Below are 12,157 nucleotides of genomic sequence, written 5' to 3' on the forward strand. Positions count from 1 at the left end.
TGCCGCGCGCGCTCCGCTTGGCGCCAAGAAGGGCCCGGCCACGCCGGCCCGCCCGGCTGCGGGCTCGCAGAACGATCGCAACGCCAAGGGCGGCGATCGCCGCCAGGCCGGCAAGCTGACCGTCACCCGCGCGTTGAACGACGACGAGGGCGCCCGCGCCCGTTCGCTCGCCGCGCTCAAGCGTGCGCGTGAGAAGGAGCGTCGCTCCAGCTACAGCGGCCGTTCGCAGCCGCGTGAAAAGCAGGTTCGCGACGTCATCGTGCCGGAAGCGATCACGGTCGCCGAACTGGCCAACCGCATGGCCGAAAAGGCTGCGGACCTCGTCAAGTCGATGTTCAAGATGGGCATGATGGTCACCGTCAACCAGACGATCGACCAGGATACGGCGGAACTGCTGGTCGAGGAATTCGGCCACAACGTCCAGCGCGTGTCGGAAAGCGACATCGACATCGATCACACCACCGACGTCGATCCCGAGGATACTCTGAAGGCCCGTCCGCCGGTGGTCACGATCATGGGCCACGTCGACCACGGCAAGACCTCGCTGCTCGACGCGCTGCGCGGCACCGACGTCGTTCGCGGCGAAGCGGGCGGCATCACCCAGCACATGGGCGCCTACCAGATCAAGACCAAGGGCGGCGACTTCGTCACGTTCCTGGACACGCCGGGCCACGCGGCCTTCACGCAGATGCGCATGCGCGGCGCCAACGTCACCGACATCGTGGTGCTGGTGGTCGCGGCCGATGACGGCATCATGCCGCAGACGGTCGAAGCCATCAATCACACCAAGGCCGCCGGCGTGCCGATGATCGTTGCGATCAACAAGTGCGACAAGCCGGAAGCCAACCCGCAGAAGGTGCGCGAGCGCCTGCTCGAACACTCGATCGTGGTCGAGGAAATGTCGGGTGACGTGCAGGACGTAGAAGTCTCGGCCAAGACCGGCAAGGGTCTGGATGACCTGATCGAGAAGATCCTGCTGCAGGCCGAACTGATGGAGCTGAAGGCCAACCCGGATCGCATGGCCGAAGCCACCGTGATCGAAGCCAAGCTCGACAAGGGCAAGGGTCCGCTCGCGACGGTGCTGGTCAACCGTGGTACGCTCAAGGTCGGTGACATCCTCGTCGTCGGCACCGAGAGCGGCCGCGTGCGCGCCATGCTCGACGACAAGGGCCGCCAGGTGAAGGTGGCTCCGCCCGCGATGCCGGTGGAAGTCCTGGGTATCGGCGGCGTGCCGATGGCCGGTGACATGCTCACCGTGGTCGAGAGCGAAAGCCGCGCGCGCGAGGTTTCGTCGTATCGTCAGGAACAGGCAACCGCCAAGCGTACCGCGATGGCACCCGCCAGCCTCGACACGATGTTCTCTGCGCTGGCCGACAAGCAGAAGGTCATCGAGTATCCGGTGGTCATCAAGGCAGACGTGCAGGGTTCGGTCGAGGCGATCAACGCCGCGCTCCACGCCCTCTCGAACGACGAGATCAAGGTTCGTATCCTGAACTCGGGCGTTGGCGCGATCACCGAAACCGACGTGACGCTGGCCGCCGCTTCGGGTGCTCCGATCGTGGGCTTCAACGTGCGTCCCAACGCCAAGGCCCGCGAACTGGTCGAGCGCACCAAGACGCCGATGATGTATTATGACGTCATCTACGAACTGACCGCAGAGGTCGCGAAGCAGATGGCTGGCATCTGGGGACCGGAACGCATCGAAACGGTCGTCGGCCGCGCCGAGGTCAAGCAGGTCTTCCCTGCCGGCAAGCGCGACAAGGCCGCAGGTCTGCTGGTGCTCGAAGGCTACATCCGCAAGGGTCTGGCGGCGCGTCTCACCCGCAACGACGTCATCGTTTCGGCCACGACCATCGCGTCGCTGCGCCGCTTCAAGGACGACGTGGACGAAGTGCGTGCAGGGCTCGAATGTGGTGTGGTTCTGGCCGACACCAACGACATCAAGCCGGGCGACCACCTCGAAGTCTTCGAGATCAGCCACCGCGAACGCACGGTGGGCTGACGCTCCAGCCAATATCAACGCTAATTGGCGGCCACCGTCGGGGAAACCCGGCGGTGGCCGTTTTCGTATCAGGGCCTTAATCACGCCGGACGATCATGGTAGGCGCGGTCCGTCTGCAAACTTCGGAATTTCCAGGATGACCCGTTACTGCGCCTTCTTCGCCTCGATCAACGTGGGCGGCAATCGCCTGACGATGGCCGACCTTCGTTATGCTTTCGAGCGCGAGGAGTTCGAGAATGTCGAGACGGTGGTGGCCAGCGGCAACGTCCTGTTCGACTTCGATGAGCGACCGACCGACGGGCTTGAGGAACTGTTCGCGCACATGATGCTAGACCGGTTCGACATGGACACCTTCGCGGCGGTTCGCAATGCGGCACAAGTGCGCGCGGCGGTGGAAGACAACCCGTTCACCGGTGTCGGGCTGGATCACAATGTCCATACCCTGTTTCTCGAACGGGATGCCGAGCAGGCGCGGTTCGACAAGCTTGTGGCCGACCATGCGGATCGCGGGCCGGAAAAGATCGCGATCGGGCCGCGGTGCCTCTACATCGATTATGTCGACGGGGTGGGCCAGTCGCGGCTGAGCAATGCCTTCATTGAACGCAGGCTCGGTTGCCGCGGCACGGCGCGCAACGTGCGCTCGCTGGCGCGGATCGCCGCGAAGATGGCATGAAAAAAGCGGGCCGCGCGAACGGCCCGCTCTTTCATTGCGGTATCAGGACTTAGCGGAACTGGCCGGAGATCACCGACGCGACGATGCCGCTGGTGATGCCCACGAGCAGCATGTCATTGCCCGAACGGACGTAGCGGTAGCCCTTGGGCGGAGCCTTCACGTTGCGGTACTTGCGATAGTCGACGACCTGATAGTTGCGCGCATGGCGGCTGTCGAACTTCTCGCCCTTGCGGAAGGTCTTGTATGTGGTCTTCTGCGTGACAACGGTCTTCTTCTGGACCTGACGGTGATCGTCGTGGCGGGCAGGCTGGGCCATCGCCGGCACTGCGGCAAGGCTGGGGACCAGCAGGGCGGCGCTGAGCAGGGCGGTGGTGAACTTCTTCATGTGCTACTCCTTTGACGGCACGTTCTATCCGCGATAACGCCAAAAGTCGGGCCAGGAGGCGTAACGGATTGTTGCAAATTGTCGCGCCCGACCCACATGGACGCAGCAAGATGGCAAAACACCAGACAACTCCCGAACAGCACTCCGTCCGCCTGCTTAAAGTGGGCGAGCAGGTGCGCCACGTCATTTCAGAAATCCTCGCAAGGCAGCAGGTCCACGACGAGACGCTGAGCGCGCATACGGTTTCGGTAACCGAAGTGCGCATGACGCCTGATCTTCGTCAGGCCACCGTCTTCGTCAAATCCCTGCTGGGCGAAGACGAGGAAGCGGTGCTCAAGGCCCTGCGCACGAACACCGCGTTTTTCCAGCGCGAGGTCGCCCAGCGTCTGAAGCTCAAGTTCGCGGCGAAGATTCGCTTTCACCCCGACGAAAGCTTCGACGAGGCGAGCCGCATCGATGCCCTGCTCAACGACCCGCGCGTCAAGCGCGATCTTGAGGATTAATCGGTTTCAAAGCTCAGGCTGGCGGCCTGCCAGTCTGCGGCGAACAGGGCCTGTGCGCTGATACGAAAGCGCCAGGTCCCGGTTTCGTCCCAGGCCCATTCCATCATGTCGTCATAGCCAAGCTGGAGCAGCAGCATCTCATGCCCGTCGTCTGCGGCGTCGAGCATGCGGTGCTGGTGCACGGGAGCAAGGCGGTATTCGCGGTTGATGCGTGAAAGCACTGCGTCAGGCACGGCTGCCAGCGTTTCCGCCGGGCCGGATATCATGGCGCGCACCGAAATTGTGGCCAGTTCCGCCACCGTGCCGGGCAGGTAACCCTGCACGACTTCACCATAAGTCTCGTGAATTTCGGCAAGGATGTCGCCGACGATCGCAAGCTCGTCCGCGCTCAGGCGCTTGAGCGGTTCGCGTCCCGCCACGAACTGATCCAGCGCGGCGACCATTTCAGGCAGCGCAGCGCACTGTTCCTGCACTTGCGCGTATTCGCCCTCGATCTGTTCGGCGATTTCCTGTGCGTCTTCCAGCGCATAGGGGATTGCTGCGGCATCGGTCCGCAGGCGGGCGATTTCCGCGTTCTGCCGCGTCATTTCCTCGCGGCGGCGGGCCAAGAGGCGCGGCGCATCGTCAAGGGCTTCGTGCAGGCGATCGGTCAGGTGAATGACGCCGTACCACCACAAGGCTTCCACCGGCGCGCCGACGCCTGCGGCATAGAAGGGGTGGTCGCGCAGGGCCGTGCCGAACCGGACGGTCAGCGCGGCGTCGGTTTGCGGCAGGGATGGATCGAACGCCACCGGAGTGATCGGCCAGAACGGGAAGAACCAGCGCGTCAAACGTGTCTGGCGCAAGGGGAAGGTCCGGCCGCCCTCATCGTAGGCGGGAGGGAGATCTGCGGGCGGTTCGGTGAAATCGTGAACGCCTTCGGGCACGGCGATGACCGCTCCGGTGCCAAGGAAGAACGCCAGCGATCCGCTGCGCGGCAGCGGCATGTCGGGGCGTGCGGCGGCAAGCTCGGCAAGGTCGATCTGGGCTGCGAAGGGCAGCGGCGTGCCCGCTTCGTCACGCGGCCATGCGCTTTCGCCAAGGCGCGGCAGGCCGCCCAGCCAGCTGGTATCCCCGAACCAGTCCCGCCGACGTTCCCGCTGCTTGCGGACAAGTACGACGGGGGCCGAGGCGACGGTTGGCTGCGGGGGAAGGGGCAGGGCTTCCGGTTCGGTAGGAGCGCTTTCGGCAGGCGGTTCCTCGAAGGGGAGGGCATCGTCTGCGGCGTCTTGTGATTCTTCATCGGGCGGCGGGGCGGCCGTGCGCTTGCGGCGGCGGCCGAATTCCTGCGGGGCGACTTGCGGCTGATAGGTCAGGCGCGCTGCCGGTTTGCCGCGCACGGCGAGCGCCGCCAGCACGGCAAGGCCGATGCCCGCCATCAGCAGCGCGAAGACGGCCGCGTTGCGTCCCTGCATGGCGATGACGTGTTCGGCAAACGGGTCGAGCGAGGCATATTGCCCGCCCAGCGGCGCAAGCGCCAGCCATGCGGCGAGCAATGCGGGCAGCGCAAAGGCGGCCAGCGCGGCAAACAGTCTCTTCATGCGCCCCGGTTCTTCATGCGCCCCGTTCCTTCAAGCATCTGCCCCTCATCCGGCTCTCCCCTGGGTCTGCGGCGCTGATTGTTAAGGGCAATTGAGCCGGGGAGAAGACCGGGAAAGGCCGTGCGCCGCATTCAGGGCAGTGTTATCCCCAGCAACCGATGGCCAAGCTCTATTTCTACTATGCCAGCATGAACGCGGGCAAATCGACGACGCTGCTGCAGGCGGACTTCAACTACCGCGAAAGGGGTATGAAGACGATGCTGTGGACCGCCGCGATCGATGACCGCAGCGCCGGGATGGGGACGGATCACGCGATCGAAAGCCGCATCGGTCTGCATGCCTCGGCGCATCGGTTCGGGCCGCAGACCGACCTGCTGGAGCGCGTGCGCGCTGCTCATGCGGTGGAGCCGGTTTCCTGCGTGCTGGTGGACGAAGCGCAGTTCCTTACCCGTGAACAGGCGTGGCAGTGCGCCGATATCGCCGACAAGGCCGACATTCCAGTGCTGTGCTATGGTCTTCGCACCGATTTTCGCGGAGATCTGTTCCCCGGTGCGGCCATCCTGCTGGGCATATCGGACACGCTGGTCGAACTGAAGGCGGTCTGCCACTGCGGGCGCAAGGCTTCGATGAACCTGCGGGTGGACGATACGGGCAGGGCGGTCAGCGAAGGTGCGCAGACCGAGATCGGCGGCAACGATCGCTACGTGGCGCTTTGTCGCCGCCATTTCAGCGAGGCACTGGGGCGGTAACCTTGGGGGCGGTAACCTGTGGCGGATATTTTAATCCGGGTATATTGACAATTTAATCCGGGTCAATGTAGGCGCTGTCCTCGAAAGGAAGTGCCCATGGCCGTTACCGTATTCTACAAGGACGAGGTTATCGCGCGCGGCGCTCCGGCGGATTTCGTCGGGGCCATTCGCGATCTTGGCCCGCTTGCCCGCAGCAGCGATCTGCTGGCCTTCGATGACGATACCGGACGCCAGGTGGACCTTGACCTTGCAGAGCCGGCCGCGCCGCGTCCGCGCGGGCGCCCCTCGCTGGGGGTGGAAGCGCGGGAGATCACGCTGTTGCCGCGCCATTGGGAATGGCTGGCGGCGCAGCCGGGCGGCGCTTCGGTCACCTTGCGCAAGCTGGTGGAGGCGGCGATGCGGGCAGGGCGCAGCGAGCGCGAATGCCTTGATGCGGCCTGTCGCTTCCTGACCGTCATGGCGGGCGACCGGCCCGGCTATGAAGAGGCGATCCGCGCGCTCTACGCCGGGGATCGGGAGAACTTCGATGCCTTTTGCGTGCTTTGGCCGACCGCAGTCGCCGATCATGCGCGGATGCTGGCATGGCCGAAGGATGCGGCGTGATGGCGCACGGCTGGATCATTCTCGACAAGCCGCTGGGGCTTGGTTCTACGCAGGGCGTGGCGGCGGTGAAGCGCAATTTGCGCGAAGCCGGCTATGGCAAGAAGGTGAAGGTGGGGCACGGGGGCACGCTCGATCCGCTGGCCACCGGCGTCCTGCCCATTGCATTGGGAGAGGCGACGAAGCTGGCAGGGCGGATGCTCGATGCCACCAAGACGTACCAGTTCACCGTCCGGTTCGGTGAGCAGACCGACACGCTGGACCTTGAGGGCGCGGTGATCGCCACCAGCGATGTGCGTCCTTCCCGCGCGGATGTGGAAGCCGTGCTGCCCCGCTTCACCGGACCGATCGAACAGGTCCCGCCCGCCTACTCGGCGCTGAAGGTCGATGGCGAACGGGCTTACGATCTGGCGCGCGCGGGCGTCGACGTGCAGTTGAAGGTGCGCAGCGTGACGATCCTTGACTTGCAGCTGCAGGACTTCGACGCCGAAGCCGGTGCGACGCTGCTCGCCAAAGTGTCCAAGGGCACCTATATCCGCAGCCTGGCGCGCGACATCGCGCACGCCTGCGGAAGCTGCGGCACCGTGACCATGCTGCGCCGGGTTCAGGCTGGGCCGTTCGACCTGTCTCACGCGATTTCGCTGGACAAATTGAACGAATTCGGTAAGGGCGCGCCTCTTGAACAGATACTCTTGCCGCTGGAGGCGGGGCTGGACGACATCCCGGCCATCGACCTCACCCCGGAGCAGGCAAGGGCGGTCCGACAGGGCCGCGTTCTGACCGGAATGCCCCATGAAGACGGGCTTTACTGGGCAAGGCTGGGCACCGTCCCCGTCGCGCTGGTGGAGCTTTCGGACCAGGAGGTCCGCGTTGTTCGGGGGTTCAACTTATCCGATGTCGCGGAGTAAATGAAATGTCGGTTACCGCTGAAAAGAAGCAGGACATCATCACGGACAACGCACGCGTCGCTGGCGACACGGGCAGCCCGGAAGTCCAGGTTGCGATCCTTACGGAGCGCATCAAGAACCTGACCGAGCACTTCAAGGCTCACCACAAGGATAACCACTCGCGTCGCGGTCTGCTGGCCATGGTCAACAAGCGCCGCTCGCTGCTGGACTATCTGAAGAAGAAGGACGTGGCGCGCTACAACGCCCTCATCCAGAAGCTCGGTCTGCGCAAGTAAGAACCGAGACGACGGCCCGCTTCGGCGGGCCGTTTTGTTTCTGGCCCAAAGCTATGGTAATGGGTCTGCGAAATTCACGACGCAAATTCCGGGCATCCTGCGCAATCCGGCGAGGAAGCCCAGGGGCGACGAAAAAGCCCCGCACCGGACCGGGACGGTATCCCCGGCAGTAAGCCCCGCATGGCAATAGGGCCGCGCGGGTCAAGGAAATCGAAAATGTTCGACGTAAAGACCGTAAGCATGGAGTGGGGCGGCAAGACCCTCACCCTCGAAACCGGCCGCATCGCCCGTCAGGCCGACGGCGCCGTCCTCGCAACCTACGGTGAAACCGTGGTGCTCTGCGCGGTTACCGCCGCCAAGTCGGTGAAGGAAGGCCAGGACTTCTTCCCGCTGACCGTCCACTACCAGGAAAAGTTCTCCTCGGCAGGCCGCATCCCCGGCGGCTTCTTCAAGCGTGAGCGCGGCGCGACCGAAAAGGAAACGCTGACCAGCCGCCTGATCGACCGTCCGGTCCGCCCGCTGTTCCCCGAAGGTTTCTACAACGAAATCAACGTCATCGCCCAGGTCCTGAGCTTTGACGGCGAAACCGAAGCCGACATCGTCGCGATGATTGCCGCTTCGGCTGCGCTGACCATCTCGGGCGTTCCCTTCATGGGCCCGATCGGCGCCGCGCGCGTCGGCTTCGTCGACGGCGAATACACGCTGAACCCGAAGCAGTCGGTTGCGCTGGAAGACGGCCGCCTCGACCTCGTCGTCGCTGCCACCGGCGATGCCGTGATGATGGTGGAATCCGAAGCCAAGGAGCTGACCGAAGAGGAAATGCTCGGCGCCGTCGTGTTCGCGCATGACGAGTGCAAGAAGGTCGTGAACCTCATCATCGACCTGGCTGAACAGGCCGCCAAGGAACCCTGGGAAGTCGACCTGTCGGACAACACCGCCGACATCAAGGCGAAGCTCAAGAAGGCCGTCGGCAAGGACGTCACCGCTGCCTACAAGCTGACCGACAAGTCGAAGCGCTCGAACGCCCTCAACGCGGCGCGCGCCAAGGCCAAGGAAGCGTTCGCGGACGAAACCCCGCAGACGCAGATGGTCGCCATCAAGACCATGAAGAAGCTGGAAGCGGAAATCGTCCGCACCGCCATCCTCAAGGACGGCAAGCGCATCGACGGCCGCACGCTGGAGCAGGTCCGCCCGATCGAATCAATGGTCGGCTTCCTGCCGCGCACCCACGGTTCGGCGCTGTTCACCCGCGGTGAAACGCAGGCGATCTGCACCACCACGCTGGGCACCAAGGACGCCGAGCAGATGATCGACGGCCTCGAAGGTCTGTCGTACTCGTCGTTCATGCTGCACTACAACTTCCCGCCCTACTCGGTCGGTGAAGTCGGCCGCTTCGGTGCGCCGGGCCGCCGCGAAGTCGGCCACGGCAAGCTGGCATGGCGTGCGCTGCACCCGGTTCTGCCTTCGAAGGAAGACTTCCCCTACACGATCCGCGTTCTCTCGGACATCACTGAGTCGAACGGTTCGTCCTCGATGGCTACCGTATGCGGCGGTTCACTGTCGATGATGGACGCCGGCGTGCCGCTGGCCCGTCCGGTCTCGGGCATCGCCATGGGCCTGATCCTCGAAGGCAAGGACTTCGCCGTCCTGTCCGATATCCTGGGTGACGAAGATCACCTCGGCGACATGGACTTCAAGGTCGCGGGCACCGAAGCCGGCATCACCACGATGCAGATGGACATCAAGATCGCGGGCATCACGCGCGAGATCATGGCCAAGGCGCTGGAACAGGCCAAGGCCGGCCGCGCCCACATCCTGGGCGAGATGACCAAGGCTCTGGGCGCATCGCGCACCGAACTGTCGGCGCACGCTCCGCGCATCGAGACGATCCAGATCGACAAGTCGAAGATCCGTGACGTCATCGGCACCGGCGGCAAGGTCATCCGCGAAATCGTCGCGGAAACCGGCGCCAAGGTGGACATCGACGACGAAGGCGTGATCAAGATCTCGTCCTCGGACATCAACCAGATCGAAGCGGCCAAGAAGTGGATCCTCGGCATCGTCGAGGAAGCCGAAGTCGGCAAGATCTATCAGGGCAAGGTCGTCAACATCGTCGACTTCGGTGCCTTCGTGAACTTCATGGGTGGCAAGGACGGCCTCGTCCACGTCTCCGAAATGAAGAACGAGCGCGTGGAAAAGCCGACCGACGTCGTCAAGGAAGGCCAGGAAGTCTACGTCAAGGTGCTGGAAATCGACCAGCGCGGCAAGGTTCGCCTGTCGATGCGCGTCGTTGATCAGGAAACCGGCGCCGAGCTGGAAGATACCCGTCCGCCCCGCGAACCGCGTGAACCGCGCGGCGACCGTGGTGGCGATCGCGGCGGTGACCGTCGTGGTCCGCGCCGTGACGGCGGTGGTCGCGGTGGCGATCGCGGTCCCCGTGGCCCGCGTCGCGATGGCGGCAACGGTGGCGGCAACCCCGATCACATGCCGGCTTTCCTCAAGGAAGACTGATCGGCAGATCGATCCGCAAGGAAACAGAGAAGGGGCTGCGCGAGAGCGCGGCCCCTTTTTCGTGGGTGGGTGCAGGCAGGGCGAAAGCGGCTTGCCGGTTGCGCCCCCGGCGATAAGCTGGCGGGCATATCCTGAGTAGCCCGTGGGGGAAGTAATGCGGATAGTGGCTCTGGCGATCCTGATGGCGACGCCCGGTTCCACGGCGGCGGCGCAAACGGTGCAGGCGCCGCAGATACTTGTCTCGGCAAGCGGTACGGCAAAGACCGTGCCGGACATGGCGACAATCAACTTCACGCTGCGGGGAGAAGGGGCGACCTCGGACGAAGCCGCGTCGAAACTGCGCGATCAGGCGGCGGCCATGAGCGCTTCGATAAAGGGGTTCCTGCCCGGAGCCGTGGACTTCCGGTCATCCAGTTTTTCGATGGCGCAAGTGCGTTCGAGGGAATGCGATGCCAGCCCCTACGGCCAGCAGCGGCTGTCCACCGGAGCCTGCGCGATCATCGGCTACATCGCGACGATGCCGGTTTCGGTCGATACCTCGCGGCCCAAGGATGCCGGTACTCTGGTGAGCCTCATCGGCCGCTCGGGCGGGCTGGATGCGGCGGTGCAACGCTTCTGGCTGCGTGACGATGCCGCTGCCCGCAGCCAGGCGATGCAGGCCGCGCTGGCGAACGCACAAGCCAAGGCGAAGCTCATCGCACAAGGTTCGGGCACGCGGTTGGGCCCGGTCTTGCGCGTGCAGGATGCGGACTATCGCGAAGTCACCATGGAGCCGGATATCGTGCAGGCGGCGGGATCGCATGCCGTGGCACCCCCAGCACCGCCTCCGCCCCCGCCGCCGGTGCAGGTCGAACTGACGCCGCGGCCAATCGAGACGACGGTGCGCCTGATGGTATCCTATTCGATCGGAAACTGATGGGGGAGGGGCGCGTCAGCCGCCCGCAGGCGGTGCCTTGGTGCGCCGTGCGCTGATAACCTTCACCTCGGTCTCAAGGATCTGGCCTTTCATTACGCCTTCGCCCTTGGTGGCAGAGCGGGGAAGGTTCCACAACGCTTTGACCACGTCCATGCCCGCAGCGACGTGGCCAAACGCGGCAAAGCCGGCGCCCGGATCCTTGCCGTCGTTGCCGGGCTGGGCGTCGAGCGACGGCATGTCGGAAAGCAGGATCAGAAAGTCGGCCTGTGCCGAACCGGGCGCGAAGCGGGCCATCGACACGGTGCCGGTCACATGCTTGATGCCGGTCTTGCTGTTGGGTTCGTGCGCCACCGGGGGAAGCAGATTGGCGCCGTTGCGCACACCGCCCTGCAGCAGCCCCTGATTCGGGTCATGGTCGAGATGCATGGCGCGGTAGAACACGGCGCCGTCCATCTTCTTCGCATCCACGTATTTCAGGAAGTTCGCGGTCGTCAGCGGCGCGTGGGTCTTGTCGAGCGCAAGGGTGATGACGCCCTGCGGCACCGTCAGCGCGACATAGACATATTCGGCGGGGACAGGAGCGGGGACGGCCTCAGGGGCCGCAGCCGGTGCGGCCGGCGCGGCGTCCTGGGCGATGGCCGGGGAAAACGTGAGCGGCACCGCCAAAAGCGCGAGTGCTGCGCGGACGATCATCCCCGGCATGGAGTCAGCGGACTCGCGGGCCGCCGAAGGGCAGCGGCGGGGGCGCACGACGCGCACCGCGCGGCAGTTGGGCCTGATAGGCGCGGCCACAGTGTTCGACGCAGTAAGGAAAACCGGGGTTCACCTTTTCGCCGCAGAAGTGGAAGTCCGGTTCGCCGGGGTGTCCCATCGGCCAGCGGCAGATACGGTCGCTGAGGTCCAGCAGGCTGGTCTTGTCGGCGATTTCCGGGCTTGGCTTGGCGGGCACGAGACGGCGCGGCGGCGCGGGCGGGATCGGCTGCTGCTGATCGCCGGGGCCCTGGCGCAGGAAGCCGCCGGGGCCGACCGAAACGATGCGCGGCTGCGGTGCCGCA

General features: G+C 64.9%; 13 protein-coding genes. 9 read left to right on the forward strand and 4 right to left on the reverse strand.

Annotated elements, in window-relative coordinates; translation table 11 throughout:
• Both infB and A8V01_RS24270 read left to right on the forward strand, forming a co-directional pair.
• A partial coding sequence (infB, locus tag A8V01_RS24265) for a translation initiation factor IF-2 (RefSeq protein ID WP_245892804.1) occupies positions 1-2,002 on the forward strand: 2,002 nt, incomplete at its 5' end.
• 136 nt (positions 2,003-2,138) lie between these two features.
• Positions 2,139-2,675 carry a DUF1697 domain-containing protein gene (locus A8V01_RS24270; RefSeq protein ID WP_103098839.1) on the forward strand — a complete coding sequence of 179 codons (537 nt, stop codon included), beginning with the start codon at positions 2,139-2,141 and terminating at the stop codon, positions 2,673-2,675.
• Between the two features lie 49 nt (positions 2,676-2,724).
• Here A8V01_RS24270 and A8V01_RS24275 read toward each other — a convergent pair whose 3' ends face one another.
• Positions 2,725-3,060 (reverse strand): RcnB family protein, encoded by a 336-nt coding sequence (locus A8V01_RS24275; protein ID WP_103098840.1) that lies wholly within the window; start codon positions 3,058-3,060, stop codon positions 2,725-2,727.
• Positions 3,061-3,170: 110 nt separating this feature from the next.
• On the opposite strand from A8V01_RS24275, the gene rbfA reads away from it, so the two are divergent.
• A complete protein-coding gene (gene rbfA, locus A8V01_RS24280) occupies positions 3,171-3,563 on the forward strand; it encodes a 30S ribosome-binding factor RbfA (RefSeq protein WP_103098841.1) in 393 nt (130 codons plus the stop codon).
• Here the strand turns inward: rbfA and A8V01_RS24285 are convergent.
• Positions 3,560-5,143: a DUF1963 domain-containing protein gene (locus tag A8V01_RS24285; RefSeq protein WP_103098842.1), complete on the reverse strand. Its 1,584-nt coding sequence runs from the start codon at positions 5,141-5,143 to the stop codon at positions 3,560-3,562. The two genes, rbfA and A8V01_RS24285, sit on opposite strands and share 4 nt — an antisense overlap.
• A gap of 158 nt (positions 5,144-5,301) precedes the next feature.
• Here A8V01_RS24285 and A8V01_RS24290 point away from each other — a divergent pair, with 158 nt between their 5' ends.
• From A8V01_RS24290 to A8V01_RS24315, 6 genes are all read left to right on the forward strand, one after another.
• A complete protein-coding gene (locus A8V01_RS24290; RefSeq protein ID WP_103098843.1) occupies positions 5,302-5,892 on the forward strand; it encodes a thymidine kinase in 591 nt (196 codons plus the stop codon).
• Between the two features lie 96 nt (positions 5,893-5,988).
• Complete coding sequence (locus tag A8V01_RS24295) at positions 5,989-6,495, forward strand: DUF2239 family protein (protein ID WP_103098844.1); 507 nt, start codon at positions 5,989-5,991, stop codon at positions 6,493-6,495.
• Entirely contained in the window at positions 6,495-7,400 is a 906-nt protein-coding gene (gene truB, locus A8V01_RS24300) for a tRNA pseudouridine(55) synthase TruB (RefSeq protein ID WP_103098849.1), read from the forward strand. The genes A8V01_RS24295 and truB overlap by 1 nt, the downstream gene beginning before the upstream one ends.
• Positions 7,401-7,405: 5 nt before the next feature.
• Complete coding sequence (rpsO, locus tag A8V01_RS24305; protein WP_103098845.1) at positions 7,406-7,675, forward strand: 30S ribosomal protein S15; 270 nt, start codon at positions 7,406-7,408, stop codon at positions 7,673-7,675.
• A gap of 216 nt (positions 7,676-7,891) precedes the next feature.
• On the forward strand, positions 7,892-10,186 hold the full coding sequence (gene pnp / locus A8V01_RS24310; RefSeq protein ID WP_103098846.1) for a polyribonucleotide nucleotidyltransferase: 2,295 nt from the start codon (positions 7,892-7,894) through the stop codon (positions 10,184-10,186).
• A 154-nt stretch (positions 10,187-10,340) separates the two neighbouring features.
• On the forward strand, positions 10,341-11,102 hold the full coding sequence (locus A8V01_RS24315; RefSeq protein WP_103098847.1) for an SIMPL domain-containing protein: 762 nt from the start codon (positions 10,341-10,343) through the stop codon (positions 11,100-11,102).
• Positions 11,103-11,117: 15 nt separating this feature from the next.
• Here A8V01_RS24315 and A8V01_RS24320 read toward each other — a convergent pair whose 3' ends face one another.
• Positions 11,118-11,795 carry a peptidylprolyl isomerase gene (locus A8V01_RS24320; protein ID WP_103098848.1) on the reverse strand — a complete coding sequence of 226 codons (678 nt, stop codon included), beginning with the start codon at positions 11,793-11,795 and terminating at the stop codon, positions 11,118-11,120.
• A gap of 13 nt (positions 11,796-11,808) precedes the next feature.
• On the reverse strand, positions 11,809-12,157 hold a 349-nt coding region (locus A8V01_RS24325; RefSeq protein WP_245892805.1), incomplete at its 5' end, for a GcrA family cell cycle regulator.

It is taken from the genome of Novosphingobium guangzhouense (genome assembly GCF_002896965.1).
GTDB classification, from domain to species: domain Bacteria; phylum Pseudomonadota; class Alphaproteobacteria; order Sphingomonadales; family Sphingomonadaceae; genus Novosphingobium; species Novosphingobium guangzhouense.

Excerpts from the sequence above, each read along its gene's own strand:
- rpsO (WP_103098845.1), top strand. The coding sequence starts at position 7,406 with ATGTCGGTTACCGCTGAAAAGAAGCAGGACATCATCACGGACAACGCA.
- A8V01_RS24290 (WP_103098843.1), top strand. The coding sequence starts at position 5,302 with ATGGCCAAGCTCTATTTCTACTATGCCAGCATGAACGCGGGCAAATCG.
- A8V01_RS24285 (WP_103098842.1), bottom strand. The coding sequence starts at position 5,143 with ATGAAGAGACTGTTTGCCGCGCTGGCCGCCTTTGCGCTGCCCGCATTG.
- truB (WP_103098849.1), top strand. The coding sequence starts at position 6,495 with ATGGCGCACGGCTGGATCATTCTCGACAAGCCGCTGGGGCTTGGTTCT.
- A8V01_RS24275 (WP_103098840.1), bottom strand. The coding sequence starts at position 3,060 with ATGAAGAAGTTCACCACCGCCCTGCTCAGCGCCGCCCTGCTGGTCCCC.
- rbfA (WP_103098841.1), top strand. The coding sequence starts at position 3,171 with ATGGCAAAACACCAGACAACTCCCGAACAGCACTCCGTCCGCCTGCTT.
- A8V01_RS24295 (WP_103098844.1), top strand. The coding sequence starts at position 5,989 with ATGGCCGTTACCGTATTCTACAAGGACGAGGTTATCGCGCGCGGCGCT.
- pnp (WP_103098846.1), top strand. The coding sequence starts at position 7,892 with ATGTTCGACGTAAAGACCGTAAGCATGGAGTGGGGCGGCAAGACCCTC.
- A8V01_RS24315 (WP_103098847.1), top strand. The coding sequence starts at position 10,341 with ATGCGGATAGTGGCTCTGGCGATCCTGATGGCGACGCCCGGTTCCACG.
- A8V01_RS24320 (WP_103098848.1), bottom strand. The coding sequence starts at position 11,795 with ATGATCGTCCGCGCAGCACTCGCGCTTTTGGCGGTGCCGCTCACGTTT.
- A8V01_RS24270 (WP_103098839.1), top strand. The coding sequence starts at position 2,139 with ATGACCCGTTACTGCGCCTTCTTCGCCTCGATCAACGTGGGCGGCAAT.